Below are 14289 nucleotides of genomic sequence, written 5' to 3'. Positions count from 1 at the left end.
CATTCCCCCTTCGGAGACAAAAAGGGGGGGGGAGCCGCGGCTTGCGACGTCCCCCCTCGAAGGTCTCTACTTCACTTCCTGGATCTTCTTCACGATTTCCTTCAACTCTGGTTTCAGCTGATCGTACATCGGCTGCATGGCCTTCTGGAAACCGGCCTGGGCTTCGGGAGTCAACGTCGTGATGAGGCACCCCTTCGCGCGGACTTTGTCTTCGGCCACCTTCTCGAACTCCTTCCAGAGCTTGATCTGATAGGATATCGAGTCCTTTCAGCTTTCTTGATCATCTCCTGATCTTCCTTGGAAAGCTTGTCCATAACGATCTTGCTCGCAATCGTGATTTCGGGGACCCGCGTATGTCCGTCGAGTGTGAAATACTTCGCGACTTCGTAGTGGCTCGTCGAGAAATAACTCGGCCAGTTATTTTCCGCACCTTCGATAACGCCGGTCTGAAGCGCGCTGTAAAACTCCCCGAAAGGCATCGGGGTCGGAACCGCGCCGAGGGCGGAAACGAGCCCCATCATGAGTTTGCTTTCCTGGACTCTGATTTTCATTCCCTTGAGATCGGCGACGGTCTTGATTTCCCTCTTCGAATTGTAGAAGTCCCGGGCGCCGGAATCGTACCAGCAGAGTCCGACGAAATTCGCCGGTTCGAGGCTCTTGAGGAAGTCTTCGCCGATCTGCCCGTTCAAAACCTTCCACATATGCGTTTCGTCACGATAGAGATATGGCACTGCATGGCATCGAACATCGGTGCGAAGGCAGCGAGCGGGGAGATGCTCACGCGGGTGAAATCGATCGCGCCGAACTGACCTTCTTCGATGACCGCCTTTTCTTCTCCGAGCTACTTGCTGTGATAGACTTCGATCTTGATTCGTTCACCGGTACGCCCCTCGACGAGACGAGCGAATTCCATGTCGCCATTCGCCGTAGGGTAGTCCGCGACATGGGTTTCACCAAGACGAAGCACTATCTGCGGCGCGGCCGATGCTTGAGATCCGAAAGGGAGAATCATTGAGACGACTGCGAAGACCGCGAGGACACACACCAACTTCTTCATGACTTCTCCTCCTTATGGATCAAGAATTATGAGTCTTCGATACCCATTCCAGACGAATTCATTCGTAGTTTCAACTCACTATTGCGCAAATCTCTCCTCTTTCTTGGATATGTTTCATTGAATAGAACTTAAATGAAAATAATTGCGCGTATTGTTAAAACTAATATCCTGAACAATTCCACCGAGCAGATCGTAATCTTCGGGAAGTTCCCCTCGCTGTCTCTCGTTTCCGAAGGTGTTGCAGAGAATGCGCCGGAAGTATTCATGCCGCGGGTACGACAGGAAGAAACGCGAATCCGTCAACATTCCGACGAATCTGGAGAGCACGCCAACCGAGGAAAGCGCTTCTACCTGCCGTGTCATACCGTCCTTCTGATCCGTGAACCACCACGCCGATCCATCTGCATCCTTCCCGGGGCGGATCCATCCTGGAAGCATCCCAGGATCGAGGGAATCATCTCGTTATCCCGTGGACTCAGCGAATAGACGATCGTCTTTCCAAGGTGTCCCGCCCGCTCGAGTCGGTCGAGCAGACGCGCGAGAAGGACCCCCTGTTCCCAGTCGCCGATCGCGTCGTAGCCGATATTCGCCCCGATCTTCCCGAACACGCGCGTATTGGCGTTCCGAAGAGCTCCGAGGTGGAGTTGCTGCACTCACCCCTGATCGTGATCCATTACGAGCAGTTCATACAGCACGGCAGAGCGGAATTTCAGCAATATTTCGCTCGAAAGAGCCCGTCCGCTCCTGAGGAATGCGTACGTCTGCTCGACTTCAGGGGTCGTCCAGTCTGAGGCGTACGGTATCTCGATGCCGTAATCCGAAAGACGGCCCTTCTGTTCGTGGAAGAACCGGTGGCGCCGCTTCAGCCCCTCGATGAACCACCCGAACGAGTCGGCGCGAACGCCCGAAGCGACTTCGAGCCGATCCCTCCATTCGTTGAACACCTTCGGAAGATGCGCGTCAAGAACTCTGTCCGGACGGAATGTCGGAGCCACGAGCGTCTCGAACCCGCTTTCGCGGATCGTCCTGTGATGCTCGAGCGAATCGACCGGATCGTCCGTAGTGCAGAGAGCGTCGACGTTATATTTTCTGATAATCGACCTGACCGAAAACTCCCGCGTCCGGAGAAGCTTCGAGCAATGCTCGTAGATTCCGGCGGCCGTCTCGGGGCGGAGAAGTCCGTCGACACCGAATGTCCGTCGGAGTTCCATATGCGTCCAGCGGTAGAGGTGATTTCTCACGACCTGCGGAACGACCCCGGCCTATGCCGCGAACTTCTCCTCATCGGAAGCGTCGCCCGTTATGAAGCGTTCATCTATGCCGCATGCGCGCATGGCGCGCCATTTGTAATGGTCGCCTCCGAGCCACACTTGCGTCAGGTTTTCGAAGTTTCTGTCGTTCGCGATATCTTCGGTGGGGATATGACAGTGGTAGTCGATGATCGGCATCTGAGCCGCATATTCGTGATAAAGCCGCTGCGCGGACTTCGAATCCAAAAGGAAATCCTCGTCCATAAACGGTTTCGGTCGTTCGGAACACGATGACGCGTTCATGAGCTTCCGCCTTCTTATCAGCGTTGCAGTTCCATTTTACGGAAATCAATTTTACAGTATGATGAAAATTTCGATTTTCTTTTGTTCCGAAAATTCAACATCTCTTCCAAAAAACAAAAAAAGGAAGTTCGCGGGCTGATTCACCCCGAACTTCCCGACCTCTCGGGAATCCGACTTCCGAAGATCTCTCTCGGGCGCTATTTCAGAACCGGCAACGATCCTGTCAGACGCGAGACCTTTTTGTGATCTCCATGAACGCATATTCCGGAGAACCCAAGCTCAGGCGTATGCGTCTCATTCATCCGGTCCCTGTAGATGTCGTAGCTCTTGCAGCTCTGGGCAAGCCTGCTGAATCCGATGACGGCGACATCCGGATCCTTCGCGGAAACAATCGCCGAAAAAAGATCCGTCAATTCTCCGGACGAAGCCATCAGGACCGGAAGGTTCACCTTCGTAATCCCCCGATGCACCACTCCGTCCGCGTCCGCCACGTCCGGTCCGATCAACCCGTCGACCTGTGCGCCGAGGCTCATCCCGAGCGCCGCAGCCGCGTTCGCCGCGAGTCCCGGCGGCAAATCCCTGTCGATGACGATGACACACTTCACGTTCATGCCTCCCCTTCGATTCGTTGGAGACATTGTCTCTCCCGCCCCGTCGGAATTATAGGAAGAAATTGCTCAGCGGTGGCGTTCGGAGGCGATATAGCGGGCGGGGGTATCTCCGCATATCTCGCGAAAGACGCGCGTGAAGTGGCTTTGATCGCAGAATCCTTCCGCGAGCGCGATGTCCGAGATCGCGACCCCTTCGCGCAGGAGTCGTTTCGAGTCGTCGATCCGGAGGGTCATGAGGTAGGCGTGCGGTGTCATGTCAAAGGACCTGCGGAACGCCCGGACGAGGTGAAATCTGCTCAGGCCCGAAACTTCCGCAAGACGCTTGAGGGGAATTTCCTCGTGGCGATATTCCCGCAAGAAGGCGGCAGTCCGCACGATCGACTCCGGGATGGGGGCATTCGCGGCTCCCGTTTCTCCCGAGATTACGAACCTTTCGGCTGCAAGTTCGAGAAGGAGAAACAGCGTCTCTTCCTTCTCTTCCGGCCCACCGTCGCCAGAGAGAACTTCGAAGGCTTTTCCGATCCTCTCCCTGAACTCCCGGTCCATCCGGATGATCCGTGGAGCTGGGCCGCTGAAGCACTCCCGTTCCTCCCGCGGAAGAATGTCCGGAGGGACGAAGAGCATCCGGAAGGCCCAGTTGTCCGGGGTTCTCGGGTTGCAGGAATGAACGACGCCCGGAGGAAAGACGACGAGCGTATCCGGTTCCGCGAGAAACGGCCCCGCGGCGCATTCGACGAGGCTCGTCCCGCATCCGATGAGCGCGATCGCGATCTCGTCGTGAAAGTGCCCGCGGCTCGAGTGCAGCTCCGCACGGCAGCTCTTGATCTCGTAGAGAGGAACGGAAGAGTCGCGATAAAACCCGACGGACACGGTTCTTATCTTTCGCGGCGTCCGTCAGCGCCGCGACGCTCCCGTCCGAAAGACGTTTTCCCGAAGAAGGTCGTCGACCTCCGCACGCGAAGGCAGTCCTTCCCTCGCGCCGAGACGGATGCAGGCGAGAGCGCCCGCACAGACCGCCATTTCGACCGCATCCCGGGGAGACTTCTCCTCCGCGAGTGCCACGGCGAACGCCGCGACGAACGCGTCTCCCGCCCCCGTACTGTCGACGGCGTCGATGGCGGGAGCCTTCACGAGAAGCGGTTCGGCATCGGCGAAGATCCACGCCCCTTCCTTCCCCACGGTCACGACGATCCCGGACGCGCCCCTGCTCCGAAGCGCCGAAGCTCCTTCAGCAAGCCCGGATATTCCCGAGAACTGCTCCAGTTCGATGCGATTCGGAATGAAGAAGTCCGCGAGCGCGAACACCTCGTCCGGAAGGGACGCGAACGGCGCCGGGTTGAGGATCGTTCGTACCCCCACCCGTTTTGCGAGCCGCAAGCCGTCCAGAACTGTTTCCACGGGAATCTCGAGCTGAAAGAGCGCACACGAGGCGCCATAAAAAAGCGGCGCGGCGGTTCTGATATCCCATGGGGAGAGCATGCCGTTCGCCCCCGGAGCGATGAGGATTCCGTTATCTCCGTCGACGACGACGATCGACGCGACTCCCGTGGAACACTCCCTCGTCGTGAGAACCGCAGACGCGTCGACTCCCTCGCGTTCCAGCGATTCGCGGAGTCCGGCGCCGAACGCGTCGTCGCCGACCCGCCCGATCATCGCAACGGACGCTCCGAGCCGGGCGCATGCGACAGCCTGATTCGCCCCCTTCCCTCCGTGGGACGTGACGAACGGCCCCGCCGGAATCGTCTCGCCGAGAACCGGAGTCCTGGGCGACCGCATGACGAGATCCATATTCAGGGAACCTGTTACGACGATACGGGGCATCATCCTCCACACCTTTCCCGGACGTGACGATTCTCCTTTGACGGATTGTTGAAATGAGTGTACCATATTCGCAAACGATTGCGCAAACGATTGCGGAGGAGGCGTCCGGCTTGGCGACCATGAAAGACGTCGCAACGCTCGCGGGGGTTTCGGTCACAACCGTTTCCCACGTCCTGAACGACAGCCGCGTCGTTCGTCCCGAGGTTCGGGAACGGGTCCTCACGGCGATGGACGAACTCGAGTACAAACGGAACGCGCTCGCGCGGAGCCTCCGTCAGAAGCACTCCCACACGATCGGCCTGATTCTTCCCGACGCGACCAATCCCTTCTTCGCGGAAATCGCCCGGAGCATTTCCGACGAGAGCGCCCTGCGGGGATATTCCATGATCATCTGCAACACCGACGGCGATCCGAAGAAGGAAGACGACTACTTCCACGTCCTCGCCGAGAAACGCGTTGACGGCATCGTCCTCATCGAGGCCTCGTCTCCGAGGGGGGACGCGTCCTCCCTCGGGAAGTTCGGCATTCCGGCCGTGATGATGGATCGCTATTCGGTCCTCAGGGGAGTCGATACGATCCGGATCGACAATTCCGGCGGAGGACGGTGCGCGACGGAACACCTTCTTTCGCTCGGACACGCGAGGATCGCGTGCATCGCCGGGCCGTCGGAGATCACGCCGAGTGCGGAGCGCGTGTCGGGGTACCGTTCGGCGCTCTCCGAAAGCGGAATCCCCTTCCGCGAGGAATACGTCCTCAGAGGCGATTTCCATCCCGAGAGCGGGCACGAGACCGCGACGCGCCTTCTCCGCCTTCCCGACCGGCCGACCGCCATCTTCGCGTGCAACGACCTCATGGCCTTCGGCGCGATCCGCGCTGCCTGCGAGATGGGGCTCTCGGTCCCGAACGACATCTCCGTGGTCGGCTTCGACGATATCCGCCTCGCCGCGTTCTTCAACCCTCCGCTGACAACCGTCGCGCAGCCGCACAGAGATATGGGGCGCATCGCGGTCGCCCTTCTCGCCGAACGGATCCGTGAACCGGAACTCCCGGTCCGGAGTCCGCTGCTGCCGACGGAACTCGTCAGACGTTCCTCGACGGCGGCGATCTCGTCCGGGCGGGATCGGAAGAAACGGCGGTGACATCATGCAGGGGGGTGAGGCACCATGAACATGCGGGAGTCGGCTCCGGACCGCTCTCCGAGACCGGGCGACTCCGCGGGACGACACAGGCGCAATCCGCGGCGAAGTGAGCTGTCGTGTGCACTTCCGAGACGATCCGAAAGGGAGGTTCTGTCATGAAAGCACGTTCCGGAATGCTTCTGGTTCTGTTCCTTGCAGCGGTCCTGTCATTCTCGTCCGTCGCTCTCGCGGCGGGCAAACCCGTCGTGGGACTCGTGATGAAATCCCTGGCCAACGAATTCTTCAAGACGATGGAAGAGGGTGCGCGCAATTTCGCGGCCGCCGACGGCACGTTCGAGCTGATCCCCGTCGGGATGAATTCGGAAACGGATATCGACACGCAGATCTCCGCCATGGAAAACTTCGTCGCGAAGAAGGTCGACATGATCGTCCTCGCCCCCGCCGATTCCGTCGGGCTCGTGTCCTCGGTGAAGAAGGCGCTCGACGCGGGAATCATCGTCGTCAACTTCGACGTCACGCTCGACAAGAAGGCGCTCGTCGAGGCGGGGCTTCCGAAGGACTTCCTCTTCGTCGGTCCGGACAACGCCGAAGGCGCGAAGCTCGCCGGAGATTTCCTCGGGGAGACGCTCGGAAAAAAGGCGAAGGTCATCATCATCGAAGGGAACCCCGGCGCTGACAACGCGAAGCAGCGCAAGGAAGGGTTCATGGAATCCGTGAAGAAATACGAGATGAACCTGCTGAGTTCGACGACGGCGCACTGGGAGACCGAAGAGGCCAACACCGTGATGACGAACCTTCTTACGCGGCATCCCGATGTCCAGGGCGTCATGTGCGCGAACGACTCCATGGCGCTCGGCGTCGTGAAGGCCATCGAGGCCGCCGGCATGGCCGGAAAGATCAAGGTCGTCGGTTTCGACAACATCGGCGCGGTCCAGCCGCTCATCAAAGAGGGCAAGATGCTCGCGACGGTCGATCAGTTCGGGCCCGAGATGGCCGCAAACGCCATAAAGGTCGGAATGAAGATCCGCGCCGGCGAAAAGCTCTCCGGCTGGCAGAAGACGCCCGTCAAACTCGTGACGGTGAAGGATCTGTAGGCGATTCATTGGGGGAGCGTCCCTTCGGGCGCACGCTCCCCCCTTCCTGTTTTCCGGCGCCGCGGGCTCTTTGCGCGGGACCCCGCGGCGCCTTTCCGATACACACGTCAGCCGGAAACGGAGATGAGCGCGTGAGGGACGCCACGACCGCTTTCAGGAACGATTCCACGCTCCTCGACATTCGGGGCGTTTCGAAATCATTTCCCGGAGTCATGGCCCTGAAGGATGTCGATCTCAGGGTGCTCCGTGGAGAGATCCACATTCTCGTGGGCGAGAACGGCGCCGGGAAATCGACCCTCGTCAGGACGCTCTGCGGCGTTCATTCTCCCGACGGCGGAAGCATGACGCTCGACGGGGTTCCCTATCGCCCGCGCCATCCCCTTGACGCGATCCGCGCCGGAGTGCGGGTCGTGCATCAGGAATTCAACCTGCTCCGCCACCTGTCCGTCGGGGAGAATATCTTCTTCGAGCGGCTTCCGACGTCCTTCCCCGGTATCGTGGACTTCCACAGGCTTTTCGAGGATACGGAGCGCATCCTTTCCCGACTGGGGCTCGCGATCTCCCCGGAGACCCCCGTCGATCGTCTCGGAATCGCCCAGATGCAGCTCGTGGAGATCGCGAAGGCCCTTTCGGGACGAAGCCGACTCCTGATTCTCGACGAACCCACGGCGACGCTGACGAGCAGGGAGATCGGCCGTCTCTTCGACATCCTGCGCACGCTCCGCGATGAGGGCGTCACGCTGATGTACATCTCGCACCGGCTTCAGGAAGTCTCCGAGATCGGCGACCGGATCACGGTCCTGCGCAACGGTTCGCGGATCGCGACGCTCCCCGTGTGCGACGTGACCGTTCCGGGACTTGTATCGCTGATGGTCGGGAGAAGCGTCGAGAACGGATCGTCGGTCGGGGAGCCCGATACCTTGGGAGCGCCCCTGCTCGAGATCCGGGATCTCCGCGTGACGCGCTCTTCCCCACCGGTGTCGTTCTCGGTCCGGGAGGGGGAGATTCTCGGAATCGCCGGCCTCGTGGGATCCGGGCGGACGGAAACCCTCCGCGCGATCTTCGGAGCGGATCCGAAGGTCTCCGGAAGCATCCTCCTGAACGGAGACGAAGTTTCCGTCGCGTCTCCCGTCGACGCCGTCACGGCGGGAATCTGTCTCCTGACGGAAGACCGCAAGGGTCAGGGGCTCATTCTCGACATGCCCTGCGCCGCGAACATCACGATCACGAATCTCGGAGCGGTTTCCGAACGGGGATTCCTCGATGTCGCGAAGGAGAAAATCGAGGCCGCGAGGTTCGTCCGCGATCTCGAAATCCGGACCCCCTCCGTAGAACGATGCGTACGATACCTTTCCGGAGGGACGCAACAGAAGGTCGTCCTCGCGAAGTGGCTCTTCAGGAACGCGAGGGTCCTGATGCTCGACGAACCGACGCGCGGGGTCGACGTCGGCGCGAAGTACGAGCTGTACAGACTCCTCCGGATTCTCGCGCGCGAACGGAAGGGGATCGTCGTCGTCTCGTCCGATCTGCCGGAACTCGTGGAACTGTGCCACCGGATCGTCGTCTTTTCCGACGGACGAATCACGGGGAGCTTCGAGCGGAGCGGGTTCGACCAGGAAGCGATTCTATCGAAGGCATACGAAGCCTATATTACCGGCGTGTAATCCGAGAGGAGAGGACGGACATGGGACATTCCGGAATTACGGGGGGGCGCGTCGAACACGGGAGGAGAGAGACCGGAACGGTCGTCCTCGGGTTCTTCATGCGGGAGGCCGGGATCGGGGCCGCCCTGCTGCTTCTCTGCGTCCTCTTCGCGGTCTTCGTCCCGCAGTTCGCCACCCGGATCAACGTCTCGAACATCCTGACGCAGATCAGCATCAACACGGCGATTTCGGTCGGCATGACCTTCGTGATCCTTCTCGGAGGAATCGATCTTTCAGTCGGTTCGGTCATCTCGTTCTGCTCGATAGCGGGAGGGCTCATTCTCGCGAAGGGAAGCGTCATCGGAACGCCTTCCGCGATCGCGTGCGCCGTTGCCGCGTCGATCGCCGCGGGACTCGCGTGCGGCCTCTTCAACGGATGGGTGTCCGTCCGGTGGAACATCCACCCCTTCATCGTCACGCTCGGGATGCTCAACATCGCCCGGGGGGCCGCGCTCCAGATCTCCGGAAGCCGGACCCTCTTCTCGTTCCCGGCGGCGTTCAACCAGTTCGGCAGCCAGACGATGTTCGGCCTTCCGATCATATTCATCATCGCCGCCGCTCTCGTCGCAATGGGGCACATCGTCCTTTCACGGACGGTCTTCGGCCGTCTGATCTACGCAATCGGCAACAACGAGGAGTCCGTCCGTCTCTCGGGACACAACACGCGGTTCTACAAGGTCGCCGCGTTCGTCCTCTGCGGGGCGATGGTCGGGATCGCCGCGATCCTCTACATGCTCCGCCTCAATATCGCATCCCCGATCCTCGGCGTCGGGTTCGAACTGAACGCGATCGCGGCCGTCGTCATCGGCGGAACGAGCATGAGCGGCGGAAAGGGATCGATGATCGGAACATTCTTCGGCGCCTGCATCATGGGCGTCCTGAACAACGGACTGCTCCTTCTGGGAATGGGCGACTTCGCCCGGCAGATCGTCACCGGCTTCGTCATCGTCATCGCCGTCATTCTGGATACATACAGAAACAAGCTCTCTCTGGCGCTCGCCAGGAAGCCCGACGCCGAATAACGGAGAGATGGAGGTCCTCAGCGGACATCCATCTCCATGCATCCCTCCGGGCAGACGCCCGCACAGAGGCCGCAGCCGTCGCAGGCGTTCGCGTCCACGCGGGGAAAGCCTCCCGGACTCCAGATGATCGCCTGATATCCCGCGTCGCGGCAACTCACGGAACACGCACCGCACCGAACGCACCGGTCTTCCCGGCACGCTGCGACGGATCGGGTCGTCCGCGAAAGCGCCGAATGCTGCACGATATGCGGCAGCGCCCTTCCGACGAGGTCCGCCGGAGACGCGAGCCCCCTGGTCCCGAGATACGCGAGGAGCCCCTCGCAGAGGTCGCGGACGATGCCGTACCCGCGCTCCATGACGGCCGAGCACACCTGGAGGCTCGACGCCCCCGCCAGGAGAAACTCCGCCGCGTCGTGCCAGTCGTAGATTCCCCCCATCCCGGATACGGGAATATTCTGCGACGCAGCGAGCGCGACGCAGCGCAACGCGACGGGCTTCAGTGCCCGGCCCGAAAGGCCGCAGAACGCGCTCTCCCCAGCTACCGACGGTACCGGGCGCCATGTCTCGAGGTCGATCCCACTCAGCGAATTCAGCGTATTGATGAGCGCGACAGCATCGGCTCCCGCCTCTCGGGCCGCGCGCGTTCCCGCCTCTATGTCGCTGAACGCCGGGAGTTTCACGACGATCGGCAGACTCGACGATTCCCGGACCCACCCCACGACTTTCCGGATCGCGTCCGGCCTCGTTCCGATGGCGAACTCCCCTCCATCCTCCGCCCCGCCGTGAGGACAGGAGAGGTTCAGTTCGAGCCAGCAGGCTCCGGCATCCTCGCATTGCGCCGCGACGTCCCGCCACTGGCGTTCGTCCGGCGTCCCCCCGTAGAGAAGACTCGCACCGATCGCCCGGTCGGGATACTCCCGCCTGAGGGCGGCCACATCGGCAAGCCAGTCCGCCGTCGGCTGCATCGACGCGAGCTCCATATTCGTGAACCCGAGAATCCGCCTGCCGTCGCGAACCGACCTGATGCGCGGCGACACATTCGTTCGCGCCGGATGCTCCATCTGCGTCAGCGTCTTGATGACGGCGCCGGCCCAACCCGCGTCGAAGGCCCGCGCGATCATCTCCCGGCTTCTAGCCGGCGGAGCCGACGAAAGCAGAAACGGGTTCCTGAGCGTCACTCCGCAAAACGTCGTCCGCAACGTTGCGTTCATAGACCATAGCCTCCCGAATTTCATTTCTATCCGGCAAATCTCTTTATTCCGGATTCGATGCAAATAGCATAGCAGAAAGTGCGATATCCATTTCCCGGGCTCAACGGAGGGTCGTCGTTGTACAATCGAAAACGGCTGGATTCAAAAGAAACGGTCAGTGTTCGTCAGTCCTTTGAAGCGCATTCATCCTCACATCCGGAGGTCAGCCGCCCCGGGGACGGCAACCGCGCGGTGCGCAAGGAAATCGACAGGAAACATACCGCGCAGGCGTCTCCGAGAGCGAAAACCGTCAAGCTCACGGATCTCGTCGACAACTGCGGGGATATCTGCCGCAACGACCCGAAGTTCGGGCGCGTCTTCATCCGGGAGATGGCGCTTCTTCTGGAAATTCTTCACGAGGGGGATTCCCGCCTCTACGCCATGGCGGAGAAAAAGATGCGTTCGTGCGAGGCGCTGCTCGCGAAAGAGGCGGCTGCGGAGACCGACGACGAAGACGACGAACAGGAACTGTTGCGCCTTCTGTCCCGGAGAATCTCCCCGGGACGGCGCGGCATCAAGCTCTTCACGGGAGCCTTCGCGGCCCGGAATATCCAGGAACCTCTTCTCTCGATCGACGTCGAATCGCTCGCGAGCGCGGCCTTCACGTCGGACGCGTTTTCCGCGCCCGTCTTCGGCGTTCGCCGCAAAGGGGTCGTCACGGACTACCTCGCCCGGGAGGATATCGGAGGAAGCGACGCGCCGCCGGATTCGCGACCGCGTCAGCCGCGAAGAGCGCGTCCGTCGACCTCGAATCCCTGCGCAACGACCTCGCCCACGGCCAGGATATCTCACGGCACGACTGGCCCCCGATCGTCCGGCTCGCGAGACGCGTGGAACAGGTTTTCGGCGGGTAGCTCGGGACGTCGTACTGGCCGCCTCACGCCTCCCCGGTTCTTCGAGAGAAGGTAATGAGGACGACGGAAAGGACCACGACAGCCGCAGCGGCGATCATCGGCGCGGTCAGCTGCTCGTCTGCGAACGCCCACCCGAGGACAACTGCGACGACCGGGTTGACGAACCCGTGAGTGGCGACGCGAGACGCCGGCTCCACGCGAAGCAGCCAGGCGAATGCCGAGAACGCGATCAGGGAGCCGAACGTAATGAGGTATCCGAGTGCGAGCCATGACCGGACGCTGACCGTTTGTGCCGAAAAACGGCCCCATTCCCCGAAGAGAAGGCTCAACGCCAGCATCAGGATTCCGACCGCGATCATCTGCATCGCGATCCCGAGCGACGGAGATCGGGAAATCCGGATCCTGCGCGACAGCAGCGACCCGAAGACCCACCCGAGGCTGCTCATGAAGACGACGATCATTCCGGTTCTGTACCCCGGAATGGCTTCGAAGCTCACGGCTCCTTGCCCGAACGCGAGATAGAACGTCCCGGCGAGGCCGAGCGTCAATCCGATCCATTCGAGGAGGTTCGGCCGCACCGCCCGGAAGAACAGCCAGTCCATCACGAAGAACCAGAGCGGTTCGACCGAGAGAATCAGCGACGTGACGCCGGAAGGGACAATCTGCTGCGTCCACATCGCTCCGCCGTACCCGAGAAGAATCATGACGAATCCGAGCTTCGCCGTGTCGCGTCATGCTGTCCCGTATGACCTTCATCCCCCGCAGGTGCTATACTTTCCCCGGTGAAAATCAGGGAAACCGGCGTTCGGTCGCGGGGAGATGATTCCATCAACATCCTGTTCATCGACGGTTCAATACGACCGCCTGATATTTCGAGAACCCATCGCGTTTGTTCCCGATTTCTCGCGGAATACCGCCGCCGCAATCCCGACGCGCGCGTATCTGTTCTTCCGCTCAGGGATGAGCCCCTTGCGCCGCTTTCCTTCGAACGGATCACGAAGCGGGACGCCCTGCTCGCCGAAGGGGCGATGACGAACGACATGTTCGTCCACGCGATCCGGTTCGCCGAAGCCGACAGGATCCTCGTCGGAGCGCCGTACTGGGATCTCATGTTTCCGTCTCTTCTCAAGATCTACCTTGAGAACGTCTCCGTCTGCGGAATCACCTTCCGATACTCGGAGACCGGCCCGAGAGGACTTTGCAGGGCGGAGAAGCTGCTCTACGTGACGACGGCCGGGGGGGTCATCGGAGCGTTCGACTTCGGTTCGGAATATCTCCGGGGGTTGTGCACCCTGTTCGGAATAGCGGATTTTCAGTCGTTCCCTGTGGAAGAGCTCGATATCCGCCGGGATGCCGCGGACGACATTCTCGAAGAGGCGCTCGGATCCGTCGAGCGTCTTGCGGCCCGGTGGTAATCACTCGACGAAAGAAGGCGCCTGATCATGCTCGTTTTCGGTCATCGCGGGGCGTCGGGACACGCTCCCGAAAATACGCTCGCGGCGTTCTCCCTCGCCATCCGCCAGGGGTGCGCGGGCTTCGAATGCGACGCCCAGCTGACGGCCGACGGAGCGGTCGTGATTCATCACGACTGGTCCGCCGGACGAACCACGAACGGACGGGGCGACATCCGGGACCTCACGCTTCCGGAAATCCGTGCGTTCGACGCGGGGCGCTGGTTCTCGGGCGATTTCGCCGGGGAGAAGGTTCCCACGCTCGAAGAGGTTCTCGAGCTCCTGCCCAGGAACCTGACGCTGAACCTCGAACTCAAGAGCCGGGCCGACGACCGGCCGGGGCTCGAGGAACGTGTCGCCGCGATCCTGCAGCGGAACGGAGACTGCGGAAACATCATCGTCTCGTCGTTCAACCACGAATGTCTCCGGAGGATCGCCGCGCTCGTCCCGTCGGTCCGGCTCGGAATGCTCTACGAAGCCCTCCTCCTCGATCCCGCGGGTTACGCCGACGCCCACAGCCTCGGACTGTACAGTCTCCACCCCGCGCACGAGTACGTCTCTCCCGAAATGATCCGCGACGCCCACGGGCACGGCCTGAAGGTCGCCTGCTGGACCGTCAATACGAAAGAACGCGCCGGAGAACTTCGGTCGGCCGGCGTCGACATCGTCATCACGAACTACCCGGACAGATGTCTCGCTGACGCGTGAGCGTGATCTGTCCTGTCAACGAGCAA

Annotated in this window: 15 protein-coding genes and 1 pseudogene; 7 read left to right on the top strand and 9 right to left on the bottom strand. The window is 61.2% G+C overall.

The features are described 5' to 3' along the window. Positions 1-66 precede the first annotated feature (66 nt). The 7 genes and pseudogenes from ACZ5IU_RS13270 to ACZ5IU_RS13240 all read right to left on the bottom strand — a co-directional run bounded on the left by ACZ5IU_RS13270 (position 67) and on the right by ACZ5IU_RS13240 (position 5045). The gene (locus ACZ5IU_RS13270) at positions 67-219 is read right to left on the bottom strand and encodes a hypothetical protein (protein WP_464418099.1); all 153 of its coding nucleotides are present in this window, start codon (positions 217-219) and stop codon (positions 67-69) included. Next, positions 171-701, bottom strand: coding sequence for a TRAP transporter substrate-binding protein DctP (dctP, locus tag ACZ5IU_RS13265; RefSeq protein ID WP_464418097.1), 531 nt, complete (start codon positions 699-701; stop codon positions 171-173). Before dctP ends, ACZ5IU_RS13270 begins: the two co-directional genes overlap by 49 nt. A gap of 140 nt (positions 702-841) precedes the next feature. After that, positions 842-1057, bottom strand: a complete 216-nt coding sequence (locus tag ACZ5IU_RS13260) for a hypothetical protein (protein ID WP_464418095.1) — start codon at positions 1055-1057, stop codon at positions 842-844. 114 nt (positions 1058-1171) lie between these two features. Continuing rightward, a pseudogene (uxaC, locus tag ACZ5IU_RS13255) lies at positions 1172-2571 on the bottom strand (glucuronate isomerase). Between the two features lie 236 nt (positions 2572-2807). Continuing rightward, positions 2808-3215, bottom strand: a complete 408-nt coding sequence (locus ACZ5IU_RS13250) for a DUF2000 domain-containing protein (RefSeq protein ID WP_464418093.1) — start codon at positions 3213-3215, stop codon at positions 2808-2810. 72 nt (positions 3216-3287) lie between these two features. Further along, on the bottom strand, positions 3288-4091 hold the full coding sequence (locus ACZ5IU_RS13245) for a helix-turn-helix domain-containing protein (protein ID WP_464418091.1): 804 nt from the start codon (positions 4089-4091) through the stop codon (positions 3288-3290). Positions 4092-4115: 24 nt separating this feature from the next. After that, a complete protein-coding gene (locus ACZ5IU_RS13240) occupies positions 4116-5045 on the bottom strand; it encodes a ribokinase (RefSeq protein ID WP_464418089.1) in 930 nt (309 codons plus the stop codon). Between the two features lie 116 nt (positions 5046-5161). Between ACZ5IU_RS13240 and ACZ5IU_RS13235 the strand changes: the two genes are divergently transcribed. The 4 genes from ACZ5IU_RS13235 (at position 5162) to ACZ5IU_RS13220 (ending at position 10000) form a co-directional block, all read left to right on the top strand. Further along, entirely contained in the window at positions 5162-6181 is a 1020-nt protein-coding gene (locus ACZ5IU_RS13235) for a LacI family DNA-binding transcriptional regulator (protein ID WP_464421925.1), read from the top strand. 155 nt (positions 6182-6336) lie between these two features. Beyond that, positions 6337-7275 carry a substrate-binding domain-containing protein gene (locus ACZ5IU_RS13230; RefSeq protein WP_464418087.1) on the top strand — a complete coding sequence of 313 codons (939 nt, stop codon included), beginning with the start codon at positions 6337-6339 and terminating at the stop codon, positions 7273-7275. A 131-nt stretch (positions 7276-7406) separates the two neighbouring features. After that, positions 7407-8939 (top strand): sugar ABC transporter ATP-binding protein, encoded by a 1533-nt coding sequence (locus tag ACZ5IU_RS13225; protein WP_464418085.1) that lies wholly within the window; start codon positions 7407-7409, stop codon positions 8937-8939. Positions 8940-8959: 20 nt separating this feature from the next. Then, positions 8960-10000, top strand: a complete 1041-nt coding sequence (locus ACZ5IU_RS13220) for an ABC transporter permease (RefSeq protein WP_464418083.1) — start codon at positions 8960-8962, stop codon at positions 9998-10000. Positions 10001-10017: 17 nt separating this feature from the next. Here ACZ5IU_RS13220 and preA read toward each other — a convergent pair whose 3' ends face one another. Beyond that, the gene (gene preA, locus ACZ5IU_RS13215; RefSeq protein ID WP_464418081.1) at positions 10018-11211 is read right to left on the bottom strand and encodes an NAD-dependent dihydropyrimidine dehydrogenase subunit PreA; all 1194 of its coding nucleotides are present in this window, start codon (positions 11209-11211) and stop codon (positions 10018-10020) included. A gap of 231 nt (positions 11212-11442) precedes the next feature. Between preA and ACZ5IU_RS13210 the strand changes: the two genes are divergently transcribed. Then, positions 11443-12159, top strand: a complete 717-nt coding sequence (locus tag ACZ5IU_RS13210; RefSeq protein ID WP_464418079.1) for a hypothetical protein — start codon at positions 11443-11445, stop codon at positions 12157-12159. On the opposite strand, the gene ACZ5IU_RS13205 is transcribed toward ACZ5IU_RS13210, so the two are convergent. Continuing rightward, on the bottom strand, positions 12128-12808 hold the full coding sequence (locus ACZ5IU_RS13205; RefSeq protein ID WP_464418077.1) for an EamA family transporter: 681 nt from the start codon (positions 12806-12808) through the stop codon (positions 12128-12130). The genes ACZ5IU_RS13210 and ACZ5IU_RS13205 overlap by 32 nt on opposite strands. 78 nt (positions 12809-12886) lie before the next feature. Here ACZ5IU_RS13205 and ACZ5IU_RS13200 point away from each other — a divergent pair, with 78 nt between their 5' ends. Then, positions 12887-13519, top strand: a complete 633-nt coding sequence (locus tag ACZ5IU_RS13200; protein WP_464418075.1) for an NAD(P)H-dependent oxidoreductase — start codon at positions 12887-12889, stop codon at positions 13517-13519. Positions 13520-13546: 27 nt separating this feature from the next. Then, on the top strand, positions 13547-14263 hold the full coding sequence (locus tag ACZ5IU_RS13195; protein ID WP_464418073.1) for a glycerophosphodiester phosphodiesterase: 717 nt from the start codon (positions 13547-13549) through the stop codon (positions 14261-14263). Positions 14264-14289: the final 26 nt, after the last annotated feature.

Source organism: Lactivibrio alcoholicus, from assembly GCF_055390895.1.
Note: the sequence above shows the minus strand (reverse complement) of the source record. Positions and strands in the feature narration are given on the sequence as shown.

Coding starts and splice junctions, on each gene's coding strand:
- ACZ5IU_RS13235 (WP_464421925.1), top strand. CDS start 5,162: ATGAAAGACGTCGCAACGCTCGCGGGGGTTTCGGTCACAACCGTTTCC.
- preA (WP_464418081.1), bottom strand. CDS start 11,211: ATGAACGCAACGTTGCGGACGACGTTTTGCGGAGTGACGCTCAGGAAC.
- ACZ5IU_RS13240 (WP_464418089.1), bottom strand. CDS start 5,045: ATGATGCCCCGTATCGTCGTAACAGGTTCCCTGAATATGGATCTCGTC.
- dctP (WP_464418097.1), bottom strand. CDS start 701: ATGTGGAAGGTTTTGAACGGGCAGATCGGCGAAGACTTCCTCAAGAGC.
- ACZ5IU_RS13205 (WP_464418077.1), bottom strand. CDS start 12,808: ATGATTCTTCTCGGGTACGGCGGAGCGATGTGGACGCAGCAGATTGTC.
- ACZ5IU_RS13220 (WP_464418083.1), top strand. CDS start 8,960: ATGGGACATTCCGGAATTACGGGGGGGCGCGTCGAACACGGGAGGAGA.
- ACZ5IU_RS13260 (WP_464418095.1), bottom strand. CDS start 1,057: ATGAAGAAGTTGGTGTGTGTCCTCGCGGTCTTCGCAGTCGTCTCAATG.
- ACZ5IU_RS13195 (WP_464418073.1), top strand. CDS start 13,547: ATGCTCGTTTTCGGTCATCGCGGGGCGTCGGGACACGCTCCCGAAAAT.
- ACZ5IU_RS13230 (WP_464418087.1), top strand. CDS start 6,337: ATGAAAGCACGTTCCGGAATGCTTCTGGTTCTGTTCCTTGCAGCGGTC.